The following is a 21,020-nucleotide window of genomic DNA, read 5'->3' as shown; positions in this document are numbered from 1 at the left end:
TTTTACCTTTCGTGCAAGAAACCGCACCGTGTTTACAGCGCGGTGTGCGATTTTAACCTCTTGGTCAGGACTATTTTTCCGGGATCAGGCCTTTTGGATTGAACCTAAGTACAATCAGCAAAATCAAACCCATTGTAAGCATCCGCATGTGCTGAACATTCGCTTGAATGTGGTCGCTCATTAAAACAAGACCAGAAGCGATGGATTGCAACAGACCAGACGAGTTCTCGGAAAGGGAAGCTTGCAGTGACGCTGACCCGTTTTGCATCAAAGTTGCGGCATACGCGCCCATCGGCTCGACCTGCACCCAAAGGAACCAGATGACGAAAGCCCCGAGGACAGCACCGAAATTGTTCCCCGATCCGCCAACGATAACCATCACCCAAACCAAAAATGTAAAGCGCAGCGGTTGATAGGCTCCGGGCGTAAGCTGTCCATCTAACGTCGTCATCATTGCGCCGGCTATTCCGCAGATTGCTGAACCCAGTACAAAAATCTGCAAGTGGCGGCGGGTTACATCCTTACCCATGGCTTCGGCGGCGACTTCATTGTCGCGGATCGCGCGCATCATCCGGCCCCAAGGACTGCGCAGCGCCATCTGGGCCATCCACAGTAAAATTACCAGAATAACTGCGAAAAGCAGCGAATAACCCAGCTTTACTGACAAGGTCGACGCCGTCACCGGGTCCAGCCCCAACCATTCTGCCCGGGCGATGAAATCCGGATCCTGCTGAAGATCTACTTCGTAACCCACAATGGGTGTCGGGCGTGGTATTCCATAGACATTCTTGACGCCACGCGCCAACCAATCTTCGTTTTTTAGGACCGCAATGATGATTTCGGCAATACCAAGTGTCGCAATAGCCAAGTAGTCCGACCGTAGACCCAACGCCGTTTTTCCAATCAGCCAAGCAGCCCCCGCCGCTAACAAGCCTCCTGCAGGCCAGGCAAAAAGTACGGGTAGGTTCATCCCACCTAAATTACCTTCAACTGCTGGATTAATAGCTTCGACTGCAGCAATGCTGGGATCGAAAATCGCCCGATAAACAAAGAAACCGACGACGAGAACACCAATAATTGAAAGTGTCTGTGCACGACCCTTTGGAACTTTTTTGGCAATCATGACCGCGGCAACAACAGTTGCAGCACCTAGCAAAAGAGACAGAACTACGCCATAGCCTCCTGCAGCCCAGGCTCCTGGTGTAGGCGGTGTCGATACAAGGACCACTGCCAAGCCACCTAAAGCGACAAAACCCATGACACCCACGTTGAACAAACCAGCAAATCCCCATTGAAGGTTCACTCCGATTGACATGATGGCCGAGATCAAACCCATGTTCAGAATGAGGATTGCAGCATTCCATCCTTGAAGCACGCCTGTAACAAGAATAAGCGCGCCGACGATCGCGAACAGAAACGCGTTTTTAGTCGTCTCGCTCATACCGCTTTTCCTTTAAACAGGCCTGTAGGCTTGAACAGAAGGACGATCAGCAGGATCACAAAACTAACGGCGAACTTGTAATCGGTAGACAGCAATTGCACCAATCCTGACGGCTCCAAACTCTCTGGTGCCAGATAAGTGAGTACCTTCTTCCACGCGTAGGTGATTGTTACTTCTGAAAATGCAATAATAAAGCCGCCTGCGATTGCGCCTATTGGGTTGCCCAATCCTCCTACTATGGCCGAAGCGAAGATTGGCAGCAGGAGTTGAAAATAGACAAACGGCTTAAAGCTTTTATCAAGCCCATACAGTACTCCAGCAGTCGTTGCCAGCGCTGCGACTATTATCCAAGTTATCATCACGACCCGTTCAGGGTTGATACCGGATAGCAGCGCCAAATCTTCGTTATCTGAATAGGCGCGCATGGATTTTCCAGTGCGCGTTTTGTTCAAAAACCAGAACAACAAAGCAACTGCAACCACAGCCACGATGACAGTAATTCCCTGAGACGTTTTGATTGCAAGGCCTTCGCGTAAGCCAGTTATGGCTTTGAAATCCCTCGCAGAAATCAGAAATCTGGCGCCGTCGGAAAACCTTTGATCATCAGGGCCGATGATGAAACGCACGAGCCCATTCATGATGAACATGACGCCCATCGAGACGATCACCAGTATCACGGGCTTAGCCTTTTGTTCGCGGTAGAAGCGATAAACAATTCGGTCTGTGATAAGAACCAAAACGATGCAACCCAAGATGGCGAAAGGCAAAGCCAACAGCGCCGTGGGAAGAGGGCCAAATCCAATTCCGGCTGCTTGGAATCCCCAAGTGACCAAAACTGCGATCATCGCGCCAAAGGCCATCGTGTCACCATGCGCAAAGTTCGAAAACCGCAAAATGCCGTAAATCAGCGTGACTCCGAGCGCACCCAGCGCCAGTTGACTGCCATAGGCAATCGCGGGAACGATGACAAAGTTGGAGAGCGCGACAAGGGCGTTGAGGAAGTCCATCAGATTTGCCTCAAAATTTTTCGAAAATATTGTTTCGCGGGGTTGAAAGAAGGCCCCACATTTCGTACTTTAACCGCATCAGCGCGCAAGATGTGCGCTTCTTTTTCATCGACCTGATAGGTCGCAATGTCAAAAGGAGCGTTGATCTTGCTTGAAGATTTTCTAAGATTTTTTGTGGACCATGGGGAACTTCTCAAACATTGGGAATTATTGTTTCTGGAATGCCAAGAAATAGATTTAAATGAAATCTTGCGCAAATTAGAGACTCTAGTCGTCAAATGGTCTATCAGGGTGATATACGTTCGACTAAAAAATTCGCTTGGGAATTTTGTAAAGCGACGCAACTTTGGAACAAAAAATAGAGAACGTTCCAAAGGTAATCTAAAGTAACTTTTGGAGGCCATTGATTTCATCCCCCCAAAAAGCTCTTGCGTACTTCGGGATCAGCCAACAATTCCTTGCCTGTACCGGTGTAGGCGTTGCGCCCTTGCACAAGCACATAGCCTTTGTCTGCGATTTCAAGTGCTTGGCGGGCATTTTGTTCGACCATTAGAATCGGCAAACCTGTACGCGAAACTTCGATAATCCGGTCGAACAGCTCGTCCATAACGATAGGGGATACGCCAGCGGTCGGTTCGTCCAACATTAGAACCTTGGGCTGGGTCATCAGTGCGCGGCCGACGGCGACTTGTTGGCGCTGGCCCCCTGACAACTCCCCAGCAGCTTGATTACGCTTTTCGCGCAGGATCGGGAAGAGCTCAAAAACTTGTTCCATCGTTTCAGAGATGTCGTCCCGGCGAATGAATGCGCCCATTTCCAGATTTTCTTCGACGGTCATCGAGGTAAAAATGTTCTGGGTCTGCGGTACGAAACCCATACCTTTAATAACGCGGTCTTGCGGGGTGAGCGATGTTATATCCTCACCGTCCAGCCGCACAGATCCGGCGCGAACATCCAGCATTCCGAAAACAGCTTTCATCGCAGTAGATTTGCCTGCTCCGTTCGGGCCGACAATGACCGCAATTTCCCCGTTGTCGACCGCAATCGTGCAGTCGTGAAGTATATCTGGCCCCTTGCCGTAGCCGCCTGTCATAGTATCGCCGATTAAAAAGGGTCCACCTTCGACCTTGGTGACAGGCCCGCTTTTTTTGTACGCGGGCGTCATGGTTCCGATCCCGGCCTTGTTGGTGATCGAGGCGTCCTTGTTGCCCTTATCATCGTGATAAGGGTTGTCACTAGAGCTGCGGCTCATGTATGGGCCTCCAGCTTGTCTTTATTTTTCAGACCTGTACCTAAATAGGCTTCGATCACGTGTTCGTTCGCCTTTATTTCATCTAACGTTCCCTCGGCCAGTACTCTGCCTTCGGCCATGCAGATGACGGGGTCGCAGATTTTTCCGATAAAATCCATGTCATGCTCGATGACCACAAAAGTATAACCGCGTTCCTTGTTAAGACGCAGGATCGTGTCTGCAATTGTCATCAGCAGAGTGCGGTTCACGCCTGCGCCGACCTCATCCAGAAATACGATTTTGGCGTCAACCATCATGGTGCGACCCAGTTCCAGCAACTTCTTTTGCCCGCCAGAAACTTGACCGGCCTTGTGATCGGCCAGATGCTCGATTGTCAGAAATTCCAGCACTTCGTCAGCTTTGGCCTGCAAAGCGCGTTCTTCGTCAGCAATACGTTTGCGTCCGAACCAAGTATTCCAAAGTGACTCACCCGATTGCGCGCCAGGAACCATCATGAGGTTCTCCCGACAAGTCATCGACGAAAATTCATGCGCGATCTGGAACGTGCGCAGCAAGCCCTTGTGAAACAGGTCATGCGGAGGCAAGCCGGTAATATCTTCGCCATCCATAAACACTTTGCCGCTTGTGGGCGGCAGCACCCCGGCGATGACATTAAACAGCGTTGTTTTGCCGGCTCCGTTCGGCCCGATTAGGCCCGTGACCGAGCCCTTTTCGATCTCCAGTGTCGCCCCGTCCACTGCGTGGAAACCGCCGAAATGCTTATGCACGTCTTCAACGACGATCATCTTATCCCCTAGCCGCCGTTGTCGGCGTTGTTTTTGTTCCATCCCCAAAAAGTGCAGTCTTTTTTCATTGAATCAGCCCGGGAGCAAGGCCCGGGCTGATTGCTTTATACATATTTGAATGGGATCAACGGAAGTTAACGGTCTTGTTTTCACCGTCTGTCACTTCGATCTCACGGTAGGAGCCAGCACTTTCACCGGGGCCGATTAATTCGACTCCAGATGCACCGACATAATCGACGTCTTGTCCGGCAGCCAGTAGTTCTAGACCCTTGGCCAGTTCACCCGGATAAATCTTTTCGCCGGGTTCGTTCGCAACCTCCAGCACTTTGCCGACATAGTCCGCTGGGTTTGTCGAACCCGCCGCTTGCATTGCCAGCATGAAAAGCGCTGCTGCATCATAAGATTCCGGTGAGTACGGCGATGAACCGTCAAATCCCGCGGCTTCGGCCATAGCGAAGTATTTCTCTGCGCCTTCGCCACCCGAACCAGCAATCTGACCGAACGATCCATTGAGGTCGGGGCCGACGTTGGCTGGCAACGAGTCACCGATCATACCGCCGGGCAATCCGAATGTGTCAAAAGCTCCGCTATCCAACGCTGATTGAATGATGCCCAGTCCGCCCTGATCAAGATAACCTGCAACAACAAGAATGTCGCCGCCTGCAGACGCAAGAGCGCCAACTTCTGCTGAATAGTCCGCTTTGCCATCCTCGTGGGCAGCAACAATCGTGACTTCACCACCGACAGCTTCAAAAGACGTTTGAATAGCGTCAGCCAAACCCTTGCCGTAGTCATTGTTTGTATAAGTCAACGCGATCGAATTGATCCCGCGATCCTGCAGGATGTCGGCCATGACCTGACCTTCACGTGCGTCCGACGGTGCCGTGCGGAAAAACAGCCCGTTATCTTCCATGGTCGACAGACCAGGTGATGTGGCTGAGGGTGAAATCATGACCATGCCGTTTGGTATCGCCACGTTCTGAAGTATTGCACCGGTAACACCCGAGCAATCGCCCCCGATGATGCCTGCGACACCTTCCGCGATCATGCGTTCGCCGTTCGCTGTTGCCAATCCGTTGTCAATACAGCCGGTGTCTGCGCGCATGCTTGTGACGGTGGCGCCATCCAAAAGTTTGCCGGACTCTGTTACTTCGGCCATCGCCAGTTCGGCACCAGTTCCCATGGCTGGAGAAAGTGATTCAATCGGGCCGGTAAAACCGAAGAGAACGCCAAGCGTGACATCCTCGGCCATGGCCGAACCGGCCAGCAATGCGGTTGCTGCAGTTGCAGTAAGCAGCTTTTTCATTTGGTTACTCCCTGTTTTGAACTTTTTTGTTCTGAGCAAGACCCTAGGCAAGCTATCGGAAAAAGAAAAGTACTAACGAAACTGTGTTTTCTCTGATTAGGAACCTATCTGTTTTATCGGGATAGCGGTTGTTCCCGCTGTCACGTGTCAAATGATGGAGCGGCATCATGTCCAAATTCCTTGCAACGGTATTTCTTTGCCTTTGGGCTGGATCGCTCAGCGCCGATGTTTTGCAAACTTCAGCCGGCCCCGTACAAGTTTCAAAGGTGGCTGAAGGTCTGGACACACCTTGGGCAGTCGGGATTTTGCCGGATGGATCGTTCCTCGTAACGGAACGGGATGGAGACTTGCTGTACGTCAGCAAAGGCAAGGCACGGCGCGTGAAAGGAGCGCCAAAAGTCGCCGCGAACGGGCAGGGCGGTTTGCTTGATGTTACTGTGGCAAAAAACTTCCAACGAACCCGCGAGATTTTTCTGACTTTTTCCAAGCCACAAAAAGGAGGTGCAGGAACGGCTTTGGCTGTTGCTCGTCTGTCAGAAGCTGGTGATCGCCTTACAAATTCACGTGTGATTTTTGAAGCAGTCCCCGGCGGTAGCGGCGGGCGCCATTTCGGATCGCGGGTCGTTGAAGCTCCAGACGGGAAACTGTTCGTAACGATTGGAGATCGCGGTGACAGACCGCAGGCTCAAAACAGGTCAAATCATATGGGTACAGTTATCCGCATAAATCGCGATGGAACGGTGCCAGCGAATAATCCATTTGTCGGTCAATCAGATATACGACCTGAAATCTGGAGCTATGGTCATCGAAATCCTCAGGGAGCTGGCCTTGACGGGCGGGGAAACCTCTGGCTGTCCGAGCACGGCGCGCGCGGTGGAGACGAGGTGAACCGGATCAAGCCGGGCGCAAATTATGGATGGCCGGTAATTTCCTACGGTGTCCACTATTCCGGCGACAAAATCGGCGAAGGCACATCTAAGCCGGGCATGGAACAACCCGAACACTATTGGGATCCATCAATAGCGCCGTCGGGCTTAGTGGTTTACTCGGGCAAATTGTGGCCAGAGTGGCGAGGCAATCTGTTCGTGGGATCGCTCAAATTCGATTATATCGCCCGGCTGTCAGGATCCAATTTGCGAGAGGTCGAGCAGATCAAAGGCCCGGAAACCGAGCGCGTCAGGGATATAGTAGAGGCACCAGACGGTTCAATTTGGTTTATTTCTGTCGGGCAGGGCGCGATATACCGGATGGTGCCAGCGAGTTAGACAGATAACCTTCCGCTTTGCGCACCGCGCTCGCGATATGGCGTAGTGTTGTAGTGTGCACGGTAGCATTTCGAAAAATGCGACGGACTGGCAAAACCGCAGGCCAGTGCCACGTTTATGACGCTCATATCCGTCTGCATAAGTAGATTTCGTGCCTTATGCAGACGCAATTCCATATAATACCTCTTGGGCGAGCGGCTGAGGTAACGACGAAACAACCTTTCAAGCTGTCTGGTCGACATTCCTACATCCTTGGCCAGGATAGAAGGGGAAATCGGCTCTTCGATATTCTTTTCCATCATGAGAATGACTTGGCTGAGCTTGGGGTGGCGAACACCAATTCGAGTTGGCGTGGACAGACGCTGTGTGTCCTGGTCAGTACGAATAGAGGAATAGATCATCTGATCTGCCACCGCGTTGGCCAAATCCTCGCCGTAATCGTCCGCAATTAGCTTTAGCATCAAGTCAATGGATGAGGTTCCGCCAGCGGTGGTCATTCGATTTCCGTCGATCTGAAACACAGATTTCGTAAGTTCTACAGTGTCAAACTCTTCAGCAAAACTGTCTGAGTTTTCCCAATGTATTGTCGCACGTTTGCCTTCCAGCAGCCCAGCTTTGGCCAAGGTATAAGCTGCTGTGCATAGACCGCCGATCCTAAGACCCTTGCGTGCTTCGCGTCGTATCCAGTTCAGAATACGCTTGGTGGTGGCGGCCTGTACGTCAACGCCACCACAAATCAGAATTACGTCGTCACGCTGTAGTTCGACGAGATCGCAATCGACGGTGAACGTCGTGCCTGCCGAACATTTGACAGTTTCGCCACCTTCGGCGGCCAATTGCCAGGTATAAAGCTCGCGGTTGGCCATTCGGTTTGCAATGCGCAAGCTGTCCAAAGCCGATGCAAAAGACAGAAGCGAAAACTTCTCCAACAAAACAAACACAAAGTTTTTTGGCTTGTCAGTGTTGCTGTCCACAGTGACAACTTGGCGTTGCTCTTGCATGGCGAACTGTCCTTGATTCGGAGCGCGCCGTGAATTTGGCGGCGGCTGGTCTGCCCGCAACCATGCTCAAAGCTTATTTGCGGCGTCAAGAGGCGCAAAAGGGATATGGTCACTCTTCGCAGCTTTTTGTATAGAGACACCCTGAATTACCTCAGCGGAGATCAAAGCTATGACCGAGTGGCAAAAATCGAACTGGCGCAACAAGCCCCGTGTTCAGATGCCCGAGTATACCGATGCGGCCGCGCTGGCCAAAGTCGAGGCTCAGCTTTCGCAGTATCCCCCGCTGGTTTTTGCGGGTGAGGCACGACGCCTCAAGCAGCATTTGGGCGCCGCTGGCCGTGGCGAGGCTTTCTTGTTGCAAGGCGGAGACTGTGCCGAGAGTTTTGACCAATTTAGTGCGGATGCTATCCGCGACACCTTTAAGGTGATGCTGCAAATGGCGATGGTTCTTACCTATGGGGCAAAAGTCCCTGTGGTTAAAGTTGGCCGTATGGCGGGTCAGTTTGCCAAGCCACGCAGTGCGCCAACCGAGGTTGTGGATGGTGTAGAACTACCCAGCTATCGCGGCGACATTATTAATGAGCTGGCTTTTACGCCAGAAGCTCGAGTTCCGAACCCAGCTAAGATGCTGCAAGCGTATACGCAGGCGGCCGCAACGCTGAACTTGTTGCGCGCGTTTTCAACAGGCGGTTTTGCAGACATGAACCGCGTGCATTCTTGGACTCTGGGTTTCACTGACGAACAGGATGTACAAAAATATTCTGAAATAGCAGATCGAATTCAAGACACCATCGATTTCATGGATGCCGCGGGAATCACTGCAGACACCACACATGAATTTTCGACCGTCGAGTTCTACACAAGCCACGAAGGGTTGCTTCTGGAATATGAAGAAGCCCTGACGCGGTTGGATTCGACTTCGGGAAATTGGTTGGCTGGGTCAGGTCATATGATTTGGATCGGTGACCGTACCCGGCAGCCTGATGGCGCTCACGTCGAATTTTGTCGCGGCGTTTTGAACCCGATTGGATTGAAGTGCGGACCTACTACTACCGCCGAGGACCTGAAGATTTTGATGTCCAAGCTGAATCCGGACAATGAAGAGGGTCGTTTGACGCTGATCGCACGTTTTGGTGCAGGAAAAGCTGGCGAGCATCTTCCACGCCTGATCAAGGCAGTTAAAGAAGAAGGCGCTAAGGTAACCTGGGTCTGTGATCCGATGCACGGCAACACCATCAAATCGGCGACGGGTTATAAAACGCGACCGTTTGACTCGGTTCTACGTGAGGTACGTGATTTCTTTGGCGTCCATCAGGCTGAAGGAACAGTGCCGGGTGGTGTACATTTCGAAATGACCGGTTTGGACGTAACAGAATGCACTGGCGGTGTCCGAGCGGTGACCGAAGAAGACCTATCGGATCGGTATCACACGGCATGCGACCCCCGCCTCAATGCGTCGCAGTCGTTGGAGTTGGCGTTCCTCGTGGCCGAAGAACTCACTAACTTGCGCAGCAATGGCTCTAAACGCGCCGCGAGCTAAGTGCAGGTTTTGCTGAACCAAAACGGCGGGCCGGGTGCTCGCCGTTTTTTACTTTCTGATCAGTCGTCCCGTGACGAAACGAGCCTCAGGTGAGGTGGAGCCGATTTGAATTCAGCCTGTTCCTCGGCCAGCCCCATGTTTTGCAAGCCGGACCGCACCGGTGGCTTTTGGATATCGTGCACGGTCCTTATCTTGTTTTCCGCTATGGTAAATCGGCGGGGTGTCGATACGATTGGGCCATCACTAACCAGAACACCCAGTGCTCTGCTAATATCGCCAAGATCGCTTTTCAGCGGCAGCAAAAGCATTCTCGCCTGAAGCTTTGCGCGCCCAAGTTTGCCAGATGAAACAAGGCCCAATTCTGCAATTGCGGGTTGGGAGAAAACCCTATCCAAATGCCTCATTACAGCGCCGCGAGCGCTGGGCTCGAAATAGGCTGTCAGAGGCATTCCTCGAACCTCCATACCCGCGAGTTTCGTCAAATGGCTTCCCGCCAGTCGAAACCTCGCCAAACCAGGTGCGATCCTTTCCAGAACGAAAGTATACTCGAGGATATTCTCAAGCCCGCGCGGATCGATTTGAGACCGCATCGGAACTTCACCGCCAGTTAAGAGAGCGGTCCAGTATGCTTCGGCCTGACGGATAGGGGACAAGCTGCGCCCACTGTCAAAGCGGTCCATTGCAATGATCTTTCCAAAGTCGGAGTTGGCGTCCGTTCCAAAAAAAGTTTTCATTTTCATTACCCTAACGCCGATTAGCCAGGATTTTCCTAAAATGCCATCTAAATGGCGGATCGTCGGCCTGATAGCCTCTGTGCTCGTAAGACTGACACGGGTTTAATCAATTTTGGAGGAAATATTTAACTAATGGTTAACTTGTCCGAAGATTTGACGAATAAGCAAGGCCTTGCCCCACAGCAACGGATAGCATTAGGTGCGGCAGGCAACTTTGGAAAGGACAGGCATGATCAAATCCATGACCGGTTTTGCCTCGGGAAAAGGGGAGCACGGCCCTCATAGTTGGGGATGGGAACTGCGCAGCGTCAATGGTAAGGGGCTGGACCTACGCTTGCGAGTACCGGATTGGTTAACCGGTCTTGAAGCGGCACTAAGATCCGATCTGTCAAAAACTTTGGGTAGAGGGAATGTCATACTTTCCTTGCGATTGAGTCGGGAAGAATCTTCGCAAGACATTAAACTGAACGTGCCGGCGATGGAGGCAGCCTTGGATGCTTTGGTTGCAGCAGAAGCGATGGCGTCGAAACGAGGTTTGTCACTTGCGCAATCCAAGGCCAGTGAACTTTTGTCGTTAAAAGGAATGATCGAAGCTGGACCTGATGTTGATGATGCGGGTCCGCTGGTGGAATTTCTCAAGTCCGATTTCAGCGCTTTACTGTCTGATTTTCTGGAAATGCGTCGGACCGAAGGTTTGGCGCTGGAAGCGATAATAAGGGACCAACTGGAAAGCATTGAAAACTTGACTCAGCGCGCCGCGGCATTCGCAGAAAAACGGCGTCAAGAAATGGGGCAGGCGCTACGAGAAAATCTGGCGCGTGTCTTGGATAACTCTCATGGTGCTGACCCCGACCGGGTTGCGCAAGAGCTAGCCTTGATAAGCGTTAAAGCAGACATCACAGAAGAGATCGATCGTTTGGCAGCTCATGTTTCAACCGCGCGCGGTTTGTTGCAGCAGGACGGGCCTGTCGGCCGCAAACTGGATTTTCTGACACAGGAATTCAATCGCGAGGCCAACACCCTTTGTTCGAAATCCCAAAATGCTGACTTGACGTCGGTGGGGCTGGAGTTGAAGGCAGTGATCGATCAAATGCGCGAGCAAGTGCAAAACGTAGAATAGTGACGGGAACTACATCATGGCGGATCGCCGAGGCCTATTAATCATTCTGTCCTCGCCATCAGGCGCAGGAAAGTCCACGCTGGCTCGCCGGTTGATGCAATGGGACTCGAATTTAGAGTTTTCCATCTCTGCCACGACCCGAGCCCCGCGACCGGGTGAGGAACACGGGCGCGAATATTTTTTCCTTTCTGAAGACGCGTTTAAACAACAGGTTGCAGACGGTCAGATGCTTGAACATGCTCATGTTTTTGGGAACTTCTATGGTTCTCCCGCTGGTCCGGTGCGTGACTCGATTGATCAGGGCAGGGACGTTTTGTTTGATGTTGATTGGCAAGGGGAAGTCCAGATTCGCAACTCTGATCTGGGTAAGCACGCTTTGTCGATCTTCATTCTTCCGCCTTCGATCCCCGAATTGAGACGACGTTTGGAGGTTCGTGGTCAAGACAGCGACGATGTAATTGCGAAACGGATGCTGAAAAGCTGGGATGAGATCAGCCACTGGGGCTATTACGATTACGTACTGATTAATGACGATCTGGATGCAACCGAGGAAAAGCTAAAGACAATTGTCAGTGCAGAACGAATGCGCCGCATTCAGCAGCCAGGATTGCAGGAACATATTCGAACTTTGCAGGCTGAATTTGAGGATCAATAGATGACGTTTTATGCACTGGGCGACGAGAAGCCGCAGATTCATGAGGACACATGGGTGGCGCCGGACGCCAACCTCGTCGGTAAAGTTGTACTCGAACAGGGCGCCTCGGTTTGGTTCGGTACTACTATTCGGGCCGATCATGAAGAAATTCGAGTGGGCGCTGGAAGTAACGTTCAGGAAAACTGCGTCATGCACATCGATCCAGGTTATCCGCTGACCATCGGCCGGAATTGTACGATTGGACACAAGGTGATGTTGCATGGTTGTGTGATCGGTGAAAACAGCTTGATCGGAATGGGTTCGATCATTCTGAATGGAGCTAAAATTGGTAAGAATTGTCTTATCGGCGCCGGTGCTTTGATAACGGAAGGCAAGGAAATTCCAGACAATTCACTAGTCATGGGCGCGCCCGGCAAGGTGGTGCGTCAACTGGACGAAGCCGCGGCAAAAAGCATAACGTTGAGTGCCCTGCACTATCAGGACAATATGCGGAAATTCCGGGATCAGATGGCACCCGTTTCGTCCGCTGATCTGAAGTAGCAGGCCGGAAAATGTCCAGCGAGTTGATTGACGAGTTCATTGCCGCGGTGCCCATGCCCGCACTAATGGTTGATCAGACAGAACGTATCATTGCAGCAAACACTGATTCCAAAACTTTGCTGGGACCGAATATTCAAGGGCGCCATTTCGCGACTATTCTTCGGCAACCGCAAGTTATAGACACCATCGAAAACAGTCTTCGCAGCAAAGGTCACACTAAAACCCGACATCTGTCCAATGACGGAGCACAGGACACCACCTTTGAAGTAGAATGCCGATATATGAACGGAATTGGAGCCGTATCGGGTGGTGCGGTTTTGGTCGTGTTTCAGGATGTTACGCATTTAGAGCAAGCCAGTCAGATGCGTCGGGATTTTGTTGCCAACGTTAGCCACGAGCTTCGCACGCCTCTTACGGCACTGATGGGGTTTATAGAAACACTTCGTGGACCTGCTCGGGACGACGCGGCCGCACGGGAGCGTTTCCTCAAGATTATGACAGACGAAGCTTATCGCATGAATCGTTTGGTCGGCGACTTGTTGTCGTTAAACAGAGTCGAAAGCGAAGAGCGTGTAAGGCCGACTGAGCAAGTTGATATAAACGGGTTGCTTCAGTCGATCCTGAATGCACTGCGACCATTGAGTGACGACGCCTCGGTCGAATTATCACTGACCGCGCCGGAAGGGCCGGTGATGGTGACTGGTGACAGCGACCAATTGCGGCAGGTTTTTACCAATCTGGTGGAAAACGGAATAAAATATGGGGGTAGCGGCGGAAGCGTTGAGATTAAGTTAATCCCATCTGAAAGAAACATCGCTATTCGAGGACCTGCGGTAAGGGTGCAGGTTATTGACAAGGGTCCTGGCATAGACGCCGTCCATCTACCTCGTCTGACCGAAAGGTTCTATCGGGCCGACAATCATCGGTCCCGACAATTGGGGGGAACGGGTTTGGGATTAGCGATCGTAAAACACATTGTGAACCGGCATCGCGGACGTTTGCGTGTAGAAAGCGACCTGGGCAAGGGATCGGTTTTTACCGTCATTTTGCCACGCTGATTTTGTGCAATTTGGACTCCGGTCAAATATTAAAAGTGAATCTCAGCAAAATTCCGCAGTGTCATAATACTGTTACATCAGTGTCACAAAACCCTTACGGACGACTCATAGGGGTTCGCTCGAGATCATCATGGGGGTGATCACCTTCAAACTTTCAGGGAGACTGTAATGTCCTTTGTAAAACTGTCGGCTTCCGCGCTGGCGATTGCTGCTGTTTCGGCCACCACTGCTGCTGCACGTGACAACGTTCAAGTTGCCGGTTCGTCGACTGTTCTGCCTTATGCGTCTATTGTTGCTGAGCTGTTTGGTGAAAACACTGACTTCCCGACACCTGTTGTGGAATCGGGTGGCTCATCAGCAGGCCTTAAGCGTTTTTGCGAGGGCGTAGGCGAAAACACCATCGACGTGGCAAACGCATCGCGCGCAATTCGTGAAAAAGAAATCAAGGCGTGTGCTGACAATGGCGTGACTGATATCATGGAAGTCCGCATCGGCTATGACGGCATTGTTTTCGCAAGCCAGCAGACCGGCCCGGCGTTCACAGCGTTCCAACCTTCAGACATCTACAATGCCATCGGTGCCAAGGTCATGAAAGACGGTGCGCTGGTTGACAACAGCTTTAACACTTGGGCTGAATTCAACAGCGATTTGCCGGACGTTGAAATTGCGATGTTCATCCCCGGTACCAAGCACGGTACTCGTGAAGTGTTCGAAGACAAGGTTTTGCTGGCCGGCTGCGAATCGACTGGTGCTATGGAAGCTATGATCGCAGGCGGCATGAGCGAAGACGACGCTGAAGACGCATGCTTGGATGTTCGCGCCGACGGAAAATCGGTCGACATCGACGGTGACTACACCGAAACTTTGGCTCGCATCGACACGAACCCGAACGGTATCGGCGTGTTTGGACTGGCGTTCTATGAGAACAACACCGACAAGCTGAAAGTTGCAACGATGGGTGGCATCGCTCCTTCAACTGAAACCATCGCGTCGGGCGAATACCCTGTTTCGCGTCCGCTGTTCTTCTACGTGAAGAAGGCGCATATCGGCGTGATCCCGGGTTTGAAAGAATACGCTCAGTTCTTCGTCGCTGATGAAATCGCTGGCGGTTCTGGTCCTTTGGCCAACTATGGACTGGTGGCTGATCCTGAGCTTGCAAAAACTCAGGACGCAATCGCCAACGAAGTTACCATGGGCTCGGGCAGCTAAGCCTGACATTGGTTAAAAATGCAGGGGCGGCGTGCGTGCCGCCCCAAACTTCATGAATAATTCCCAAATTGACCTGTGGGGGTGCCATGCCGATACTTTGGCTTATTCTGATCGTTTTCGCGATCGCGGCAGTCGGTTTTTTTCTTGGGCGGTCCCGCGCTTTGCACAGTTCCGGAGGCGACAGCCGGGGCTTGCACTCGCTTCCCTTTTATTACGGCGCAAATGTAGCCTTAAAAACCGCGGTTCCCGCATTTGGTCTTATGATCATCTGGCTGTTGGTTCAGCCGTTATATGTCAATTCTCAAGTGTCGGAGATGATCCCCGACTCTGCTGTCAAAGAGGGCTCGTCCCGCAGTTTGGTAATGGCCGAAGTTCGCCGAACTGCATCGGGCTTGAACAATGCGATTGCGCAAGGTCACCTGACCGAGGACATGGTAAATAACGCGCGTGCAGATATTACCGACATGACCCAACGCCTGAAGGACGCCGGGCAAGTCGTGACCGCTGAAATCACCCAGCCCGTTTTGCGAGCGGCTCAAAGCTATCGAACTCTGACCTCGACTGGCTATTCGATCATGAATGTCGGTGTAATATTGGTCGCATTGTTGGGTGCAGGTGCCGGTTGGCTGCAAACCAGTTCTGAATACCGGGCCAGAAACGTTGTGGAACAAGGGGTCAGCGTGCTTCTTTTCGGGGCCGCCTCAATCGCCATCCTCACAACGATTGGTATCGTGCTTTCACTTGTGTTTAACACTTGGGAATTCTTCAAACTGTACCCCGCGACCGAGTTCTTTTTTGGTACGACTTGGGCGCCAAGTTTTTCAGGTCGAGGTGGATCGTCATCACTTGGTATCATTCCTTTGCTTTGGGGCACCTTCTATATCTCGCTTGTTGCGTTATTGGTGGCGGTGCCGATCGGCCTGTTTGCCGCGATCTACTTAAGTGAATATGCGTCTCCGCGTGTTCGTTCTTTTGCTAAACCGATGCTTGAAGTTTTGGCAGGCATCCCAACCATTGTTTACGGCTTGTTTGCGTTGCTGACTGTCGGACCGTTGCTGCTTGGCGTTTTTGGTGATGAGGGCTTAGGTTGGATGAAGGCTGGAACTGCGGTCATGACAGCTGGCCTTGTCATGGGCATCATGCTCATCCCTTTTGTTTCTTCCCTGTCCGACGACATCATCAACGCCGTTCCCCAAGCTATGAGGGACGGGTCTTATGGCCTTGGCGCTACGCAATCTGAAACAATTCGGCAGGTTGTTCTGCCAGCGGCGTTGCCGGGTATTGTAGGCGCGATTCTTCTGGCTGCCTCGCGTGCAATCGGTGAGACGATGATCGTTGTTCTTGGTGCAGGTGCTGCTGCAAGGCTCAGCCTCAATCCGTTTGAAGCAATGACAACCGTCACCGCCAAAATTGTAAGCCAGTTGACTGGTGATGCCGACTTTGCCTCGCCCGAGGCGCTGGTTGCTTTTGCGCTGGGTATGACACTTTTCATCCTAACGCTGGGCTTGAATATCTTCGCCCTTTACATCGTGCGTAAGTACCGGGAGCAGTACGAATGACTGATGCAAGCATGCAGAACCCTAAAACGGGTGGACATGGTGTTTCTCTGACCGCTGCCGATGCCCGCACTCGTAAACGAGCCAATGCGGAAAAAAGGTTTCGCGCTTACGGAATTGCGGCCATCGCCACCGGTTTGTTCTTTCTCATTGTGCTCTTTGCTTCGATCCTTTCGCAGGGGATACCTGCGTTCACAAGGACTGTGATTAGTGTTGAATTCACTTTGTCTCCTGCGGAACGCGACGAAGCAGAAAGTACTTTGTTCAAGACCAAAGCATATTCAGATCTTTTTATCAGATCACTGAACAACGAATTGGCGGAAAACGGAATAAAGGTTGATTTTGACGAAGCGGCAATTGAGCGTCTTCTTGGCAAAGTCGGCGGTACGATCCGGACTTTCTACAGCGAAAATCCGGACAAATTGGGTGAACCAATAGAATTCGATCTGGCTGCTTCAAGCCGTGTGGACGGATACTTCAAAGGCAGGGTGTCCAGAGATACTATTCAAGACAGTCGGTTTCTTCAAAAAAGCGATCTGGACCTTGTAGACGTGTTGGAAGAAGCCGGCATAATCAAACAGGTTTTCAACTGGCCGTTTATTACCGGTGCTGACTCGGGCGTGGATAACCCCGGTGGCGCAGGAATTGGCGCATCGGTTGTCGGCTCGTTCTTCATGATGCTGGTCGTCCTTGGCCTTTCGCTGCCGATCGGAGTTGCAGCATCGATTTATCTGGAGGAGTTTGCGCCGCAGAACCGCTTCACTGACTTGATTGAGGTGAACATTTCGAACCTTGCGGCCGTGCCATCCATCGTATTCGGCATTCTGGGTCTCGCGGTCTTTATTCAGTTCATGCACCTACCACAGTCAGCACCCTTAGTTGGTGGTCTGGTGCTTACGCTGATGACTTTGCCGACAATCATCATCTCTACCCGCGCGTCACTTAAGGCGGTGCCACCGTCGATCCGAGACGCGGCGTTGGGGGTAGGGGCATCAAAAATGCAGGCAGTCTTTCATCACGTGCTGCCGCTTGCAGCACCAGGTATCCTGACTGGGACTATCATCGGACTTGCTCAAGCCTTGGGTGAAACCGCGCCTCTTCTTTTGATCGGAATGGTCGGATTTGTAGCGCGTGGTTATCCGGATGGTTTTCTTGCTGGCTTCACCGAGCCAAACTCGGCCATGCCAGCACAGATTTATACCTGGGCAGCCCGCGCAGATGTCGGTTTTTACGAGAAAGCTTGGGGCGGGATCATCATTCTTTTGATTTTTCTGCTCAGCATGAACATCATCGCAATTATCCTACGCCGCCGTTTTGAACGCCGCTGGTAAAAAGGGCCATCCCAATGAACGACATGTCGCGAGTGGAGAGACAAGTGGACACCAAAGAAATTAAATTGGAGTGCCGAGACTGCCAAGTTTACTACGGTGACAACCACGCCATAAAAGATGTTAATGTCGATATCGAAGACAAAACGGTCACCGCATTCATCGGCCCTTCTGGTTGCGGTAAATCGACTTTCTTGCGCTGCTTGAACCGGATGAACGACACAATTGATATTGCCCGTGTTGAAGGTTCGTTCAAACTGGATGGCGAAGACATTTACGACAAGCGGGTCGACCCGGTGCAGTTGCGCGCCAAAGTCGGCATGGTCTTCCAAAAACCAAACCCGTTCCCCAAATCGATATACGATAACGTCGCATATGGCCCACGAATTCATGGCCTTGCCAAGAACAAAGCGGAACTTGATGAAATCGTAGAGAAATCTTTGCGGCGCGGTGCAATTTGGGAAGAGGTTAAGGATCGGCTGCATGCTCCTGGCACCGGTCTGTCAGGTGGTCAGCAACAACGTCTATGCATCGCCCGGGCTGTAGCAACCGAACCCGAAGTTCTGTTGATGGATGAACCCTGCTCGGCCCTGGATCCGATTGCGACAGCGCAGGTGGAGGAGCTGATCGATGACTTGCGGTCGCGTTACTCAGTTGTCATCGTGACGCACTCGATGCAGCAAGCAGCGCGTGTCAGTCAAAAGACGGCGTTTTTCCACCTTGGCAATCTCGTGGAATTCGGTGAAACCGGGCAGATTTTTACCAACCCCGAAGACCCTCGCACCGAAAGTTACATCACTGGCCGTATTGGCTGAACATAGGTATTTGGATATGACCGAACAACACATAGCATCAGCTTTTGACCGCGACCTTGAAGCGATCCAGGCTCATATTATGAAGATGGGTGGGTTGGTCGAAGCAGCCATCATGGGTGCTGCGCGCTCGTTGGAGATGCGAGATGAAGAGCTTGCTCAAGAGGTTAAGCAAGGCGACAAGGCCATTGATGATCTGGAAGAGGTAATAAATGAGGAAACCGCGCGACTAATCGCATTGCGTGCACCCACCGCCAGCGATCTGCGTCTGGTCCTTTCGGTTTTGAAGGTTTCTGCTAACCTCGAACGTATTGGTGATTATTCCAAGAACATTGCCAAACGTACCTCGGTGCTTGTGAATACCTCCGAGATTAACGGCAGTGCGGCTGCACTGCGGCGTATGGCTCGCGAGGTCGAGCGCATGCTGCGAGATGCTCTTGATGCCTATATTCAGCGCGATGCAGAACTTGCCAGAGATGTGATCGATCGAGACGAAGAAGTCGATCAAATGTATAACGGTCTTTTCCGTGAATTCTTGACATTCATGGCAGAGGACCCGCGGAATATTTCCGCCTGCATGCACCTACATTTCATTGCAAAGAATATCGAACGCATGGGTGATCACGTGACCGCAATCGCAGAGCAAGTCATCTATCTTGTGACAGGGGAAACTCGCACCGAGCCGCGCCCCAAAGCCGACGTGACTTCGCAAACTTTTTAGGAGTACAGGACGATGTCCGCGGATCAGCCAACTGTTTTGGTTGTAGAAGATGAATTGGCCCAACGCGAAGTTTTGGCCTACAACCTCGAAGCCGAAGGCTTCAGCGTGTCAAAGGCGGCCAGCGGTGACGAAGCGCTATTGTTGGTCGATGAAGATAACCCAGATATTATCGTTTTGGATTGGATGATGCCAAACCTGAGCGGCATCGAAGTGTGTCGCCGGTTGAAAACCCGACCGGATACTCGGTCGATCCCAATTATCATGCTCTCGGCGCGTTCTGAAGAAGTCGACAAGGTTCGTGGATTGGAAACGGGTGCTGACGACTATGTGGTCAAACCTTATTCCGTAGTTGAATTGATGGCCCGAGTGAGGACGCAATTGCGACGGGTGCGTCCGGCCACAGTAGGATTGCGACTTGAATTTGATGATATCATTCTGGATTCTGAAACCCACAAAGTTAGCAGGGGTGACAAACCCTTGAAACTGGGTCCTACCGAGTTTCGACTATTGAGCACGTTCATGGAAAAACCCGGTCGTGTGTGGAGTCGCGAGCAACTATTGGATCGAGTTTGGGGGCGCGATATTTACGTTGATACTCGCACAGTGGACGTGCATATCGGAAGACTCCGCAAGGCGCTGACGCAGCATGGTGGTGAAGATCCCGTACGCACGGTTCGTGGGGCTGGCTACGCTCTTGGCTGAAAACTAGCGGGGCAGGGCGTCTTCGGTTTGTGCCTGGGATGCCAACCAGTGCCGGAACTGCCGCAGAGAATGATTTTCAGACTTTTCGCGCGGCCAGACCAAGTAATATGAACCGAGTGTGTCGACCGCCTTTGGAAAAGCCGCAATTAGTTTTCCTGTGGCCAGATCTTGTTCGACTACATAGTTCGGTATCAAGGCGACCCCAAGACCATGAAGGGCAGCCTGATTAATTGTTGAAAACTGATCATGGACCGTTCCGGGCAAAGGGTGGGGGGCATCCACACCCATTTGAGCAAACCACTCCTGCCAAGCCTTTGGCCGGGTCTGAATGTGTAATAATGGTAATTTCAGCAAGTCTTTTGGCGCCGCAGGTGTGCCGTTTGGCAGAAGTTCGGGTGCACACACAGGCAGAACACGCTCCATCTGCAATAACAACCGATCTGTTCCTGGCCAATCCGGTTCGCCAAAATGCAAAGCAGCATCAAAGGGTTCCGAGGCAAAATTGAACGGCCGCAAACGCGTCGACATATTTATCGTTACATCTGGATGCAGACGTGCAAAGTCCGGCAGTCTTGGAACCAGCCAGCGCATTCCGAATGTAGGTAAAATGGCAAGGTTAATGGTGCCGCCAACAGGCGCGACATGTAATTTTAGCGCCGCTTGAGCGATCTGCGACAACGCTGGTCTAATTTGTTGGACGTAGTCTTGCCCCGCTTTCGTCAGCATCAAACGCTTGCGGTCGCGACGTACCAGATCCGCGCCAAGGAGCGTCTCAAGTGTTTGCAGTTGCCGGCTTATCGCGCTTTGCGTTAAGGCCATTTCCTCTGCAACAGCAGATGCGGAACCAAGCCTGTCGAGTGCTTCGAGTGCTCGCAAGGCGGAAATTGAGGGTAGGATAGGGCGCCCAACTTTGATCATCTATGCGTTTTAGTCATGAAAACATGAGAATGTCTCGCTGTTTTTTGAGGAAATCTCAGATTAGACTGTT

20 protein-coding genes are annotated in these 21,020 nt (G+C 51.9%); 12 read left to right on the top strand and 8 right to left on the bottom strand.

Going from position 1 to position 21,020, the window contains the following annotated elements; translation table 11 throughout:
* Positions 1–70 precede the first annotated feature (70 nt).
* From GOV45_RS18700 to GOV45_RS18680, 5 genes are all read right to left on the bottom strand, one after another.
* Positions 71–1,441, bottom strand: a complete 1,371-nt coding sequence (locus tag GOV45_RS18700) for a branched-chain amino acid ABC transporter permease (RefSeq protein ID WP_170480605.1) — start codon at positions 1,439–1,441, stop codon at positions 71–73.
* Positions 1,438–2,448 (bottom strand): branched-chain amino acid ABC transporter permease, encoded by a 1,011-nt coding sequence (locus GOV45_RS18695; RefSeq protein ID WP_170480603.1) that lies wholly within the window; start codon positions 2,446–2,448, stop codon positions 1,438–1,440. The genes GOV45_RS18700 and GOV45_RS18695 overlap by 4 nt, the downstream gene beginning before the upstream one ends.
* A gap of 409 nt (positions 2,449–2,857) precedes the next feature.
* Positions 2,858–3,700, bottom strand: a complete 843-nt coding sequence (locus GOV45_RS18690; protein WP_170480601.1) for an ABC transporter ATP-binding protein — start codon at positions 3,698–3,700, stop codon at positions 2,858–2,860.
* The gene (locus tag GOV45_RS18685; protein ID WP_170480599.1) at positions 3,697–4,485 is read right to left on the bottom strand and encodes an ABC transporter ATP-binding protein; all 789 of its coding nucleotides are present in this window, start codon (positions 4,483–4,485) and stop codon (positions 3,697–3,699) included. The genes GOV45_RS18690 and GOV45_RS18685 overlap by 4 nt, the downstream gene beginning before the upstream one ends.
* 124 nt (positions 4,486–4,609) lie before the next feature.
* Positions 4,610–5,791, bottom strand: a complete 1,182-nt coding sequence (locus tag GOV45_RS18680) for an ABC transporter substrate-binding protein (RefSeq protein ID WP_170480597.1) — start codon at positions 5,789–5,791, stop codon at positions 4,610–4,612.
* A gap of 167 nt (positions 5,792–5,958) precedes the next feature.
* On the opposite strand from GOV45_RS18680, the gene GOV45_RS18675 reads away from it, so the two are divergent.
* Entirely contained in the window at positions 5,959–7,056 is a 1,098-nt protein-coding gene (locus GOV45_RS18675) for a PQQ-dependent sugar dehydrogenase (protein ID WP_170480595.1), read from the top strand.
* On the opposite strand, the gene GOV45_RS18670 is transcribed toward GOV45_RS18675, so the two are convergent.
* Positions 7,053–8,057 (bottom strand): GlxA family transcriptional regulator, encoded by a 1,005-nt coding sequence (locus GOV45_RS18670; protein WP_170480592.1) that lies wholly within the window; start codon positions 8,055–8,057, stop codon positions 7,053–7,055. The genes GOV45_RS18675 and GOV45_RS18670 overlap by 4 nt on opposite strands.
* A gap of 169 nt (positions 8,058–8,226) precedes the next feature.
* On the opposite strand from GOV45_RS18670, the gene GOV45_RS18665 reads away from it, so the two are divergent.
* Positions 8,227–9,597 (top strand): class II 3-deoxy-7-phosphoheptulonate synthase, encoded by a 1,371-nt coding sequence (locus tag GOV45_RS18665; RefSeq protein WP_170480590.1) that lies wholly within the window; start codon positions 8,227–8,229, stop codon positions 9,595–9,597.
* A gap of 59 nt (positions 9,598–9,656) precedes the next feature.
* Here the strand turns inward: GOV45_RS18665 and GOV45_RS18660 are convergent, their stop codons facing one another.
* Entirely contained in the window at positions 9,657–10,331 is a 675-nt protein-coding gene (locus tag GOV45_RS18660) for a PAS domain-containing protein (protein ID WP_170480588.1), read from the bottom strand.
* Between the two features lie 229 nt (positions 10,332–10,560).
* Between GOV45_RS18660 and GOV45_RS18655 the strand changes: the two genes are divergently transcribed.
* From GOV45_RS18655 to phoB, 10 genes are all read left to right on the top strand, one after another.
* The gene (locus GOV45_RS18655) at positions 10,561–11,451 is read left to right on the top strand and encodes a YicC/YloC family endoribonuclease (RefSeq protein ID WP_170480586.1); all 891 of its coding nucleotides are present in this window, start codon (positions 10,561–10,563) and stop codon (positions 11,449–11,451) included.
* Positions 11,452–11,467: 16 nt separating this feature from the next.
* Positions 11,468–12,106, top strand: a complete 639-nt coding sequence (gene gmk, locus GOV45_RS18650) for a guanylate kinase (RefSeq protein WP_170480584.1) — start codon at positions 11,468–11,470, stop codon at positions 12,104–12,106.
* A complete protein-coding gene (locus tag GOV45_RS18645) occupies positions 12,107–12,646 on the top strand; it encodes a gamma carbonic anhydrase family protein (RefSeq protein ID WP_170480582.1) in 540 nt (179 codons plus the stop codon). It begins immediately after the preceding gene.
* An 11-nt stretch (positions 12,647–12,657) separates the two neighbouring features.
* Positions 12,658–13,704, top strand: coding sequence for an ATP-binding protein (locus GOV45_RS18640; protein WP_170480580.1), 1,047 nt, complete (start codon positions 12,658–12,660; stop codon positions 13,702–13,704).
* 168 nt (positions 13,705–13,872) lie between these two features.
* Positions 13,873–14,913, top strand: coding sequence for a substrate-binding domain-containing protein (locus GOV45_RS18635; RefSeq protein WP_170480578.1), 1,041 nt, complete (start codon positions 13,873–13,875; stop codon positions 14,911–14,913).
* Positions 14,914–14,999: 86 nt separating this feature from the next.
* A complete protein-coding gene (gene pstC, locus GOV45_RS18630) occupies positions 15,000–16,472 on the top strand; it encodes a phosphate ABC transporter permease subunit PstC (RefSeq protein WP_170480576.1) in 1,473 nt (490 codons plus the stop codon).
* A complete protein-coding gene (gene pstA / locus GOV45_RS18625; RefSeq protein ID WP_170480574.1) occupies positions 16,469–17,800 on the top strand; it encodes a phosphate ABC transporter permease PstA in 1,332 nt (443 codons plus the stop codon). Before pstC ends, pstA begins: the two co-directional genes overlap by 4 nt.
* 14 nt (positions 17,801–17,814) lie before the next feature.
* On the top strand, positions 17,815–18,612 hold the full coding sequence (gene pstB / locus GOV45_RS18620) for a phosphate ABC transporter ATP-binding protein PstB (protein WP_170480572.1): 798 nt from the start codon (positions 17,815–17,817) through the stop codon (positions 18,610–18,612).
* 16 nt (positions 18,613–18,628) lie between these two features.
* On the top strand, positions 18,629–19,330 hold the full coding sequence (gene phoU, locus GOV45_RS18615) for a phosphate signaling complex protein PhoU (RefSeq protein ID WP_170480570.1): 702 nt from the start codon (positions 18,629–18,631) through the stop codon (positions 19,328–19,330).
* A 12-nt stretch (positions 19,331–19,342) separates the two neighbouring features.
* Complete coding sequence (phoB, locus tag GOV45_RS18610) at positions 19,343–20,032, top strand: phosphate regulon transcriptional regulator PhoB (protein ID WP_170480568.1); 690 nt, start codon at positions 19,343–19,345, stop codon at positions 20,030–20,032.
* Between the two features lie 3 nt (positions 20,033–20,035).
* On the opposite strand, the gene GOV45_RS18605 is transcribed toward phoB, so the two are convergent.
* Positions 20,036–20,950: a LysR family transcriptional regulator gene (locus GOV45_RS18605; RefSeq protein ID WP_170480566.1), complete on the bottom strand. Its 915-nt coding sequence runs from the start codon at positions 20,948–20,950 to the stop codon at positions 20,036–20,038.
* Between the last annotated feature and the right edge of the window lie 70 nt (positions 20,951–21,020).

This window comes from Ruegeria arenilitoris (assembly GCF_013035425.1).
Lineage (GTDB): Bacteria > Pseudomonadota > Alphaproteobacteria > Rhodobacterales > Rhodobacteraceae > Ruegeria > Ruegeria arenilitoris_A.
The sequence above is the reverse complement of the archived record's forward strand: the minus strand, read 5'-3'. Positions and strand labels throughout refer to the sequence as shown.

Coding starts and splice junctions, on each gene's coding strand:
- GOV45_RS18655 (WP_170480586.1), top strand. CDS start 10,561: ATGATCAAATCCATGACCGGTTTTGCCTCGGGAAAAGGGGAGCACGGC.
- GOV45_RS18665 (WP_170480590.1), top strand. CDS start 8,227: ATGACCGAGTGGCAAAAATCGAACTGGCGCAACAAGCCCCGTGTTCAG.
- pstA (WP_170480574.1), top strand. CDS start 16,469: ATGACTGATGCAAGCATGCAGAACCCTAAAACGGGTGGACATGGTGTT.
- GOV45_RS18645 (WP_170480582.1), top strand. CDS start 12,107: ATGACGTTTTATGCACTGGGCGACGAGAAGCCGCAGATTCATGAGGAC.
- GOV45_RS18640 (WP_170480580.1), top strand. CDS start 12,658: ATGTCCAGCGAGTTGATTGACGAGTTCATTGCCGCGGTGCCCATGCCC.
- pstC (WP_170480576.1), top strand. CDS start 15,000: ATGCCGATACTTTGGCTTATTCTGATCGTTTTCGCGATCGCGGCAGTC.
- GOV45_RS18670 (WP_170480592.1), bottom strand. CDS start 8,057: ATGCAAGAGCAACGCCAAGTTGTCACTGTGGACAGCAACACTGACAAG.
- pstB (WP_170480572.1), top strand. CDS start 17,815: ATGAACGACATGTCGCGAGTGGAGAGACAAGTGGACACCAAAGAAATT.
- GOV45_RS18675 (WP_170480595.1), top strand. CDS start 5,959: ATGTCCAAATTCCTTGCAACGGTATTTCTTTGCCTTTGGGCTGGATCG.
- GOV45_RS18660 (WP_170480588.1), bottom strand. CDS start 10,331: ATGAAAACTTTTTTTGGAACGGACGCCAACTCCGACTTTGGAAAGATC.
- GOV45_RS18690 (WP_170480601.1), bottom strand. CDS start 3,700: ATGAGCCGCAGCTCTAGTGACAACCCTTATCACGATGATAAGGGCAAC.
- phoU (WP_170480570.1), top strand. CDS start 18,629: ATGACCGAACAACACATAGCATCAGCTTTTGACCGCGACCTTGAAGCG.
- GOV45_RS18680 (WP_170480597.1), bottom strand. CDS start 5,791: ATGAAAAAGCTGCTTACTGCAACTGCAGCAACCGCATTGCTGGCCGGT.
- GOV45_RS18700 (WP_170480605.1), bottom strand. CDS start 1,441: ATGAGCGAGACGACTAAAAACGCGTTTCTGTTCGCGATCGTCGGCGCG.
- GOV45_RS18605 (WP_170480566.1), bottom strand. CDS start 20,950: ATGATCAAAGTTGGGCGCCCTATCCTACCCTCAATTTCCGCCTTGCGA.
- GOV45_RS18695 (WP_170480603.1), bottom strand. CDS start 2,448: ATGGACTTCCTCAACGCCCTTGTCGCGCTCTCCAACTTTGTCATCGTT.
- gmk (WP_170480584.1), top strand. CDS start 11,468: ATGGCGGATCGCCGAGGCCTATTAATCATTCTGTCCTCGCCATCAGGC.
- GOV45_RS18635 (WP_170480578.1), top strand. CDS start 13,873: ATGTCCTTTGTAAAACTGTCGGCTTCCGCGCTGGCGATTGCTGCTGTT.
- phoB (WP_170480568.1), top strand. CDS start 19,343: ATGTCCGCGGATCAGCCAACTGTTTTGGTTGTAGAAGATGAATTGGCC.
- GOV45_RS18685 (WP_170480599.1), bottom strand. CDS start 4,485: ATGATCGTCGTTGAAGACGTGCATAAGCATTTCGGCGGTTTCCACGCA.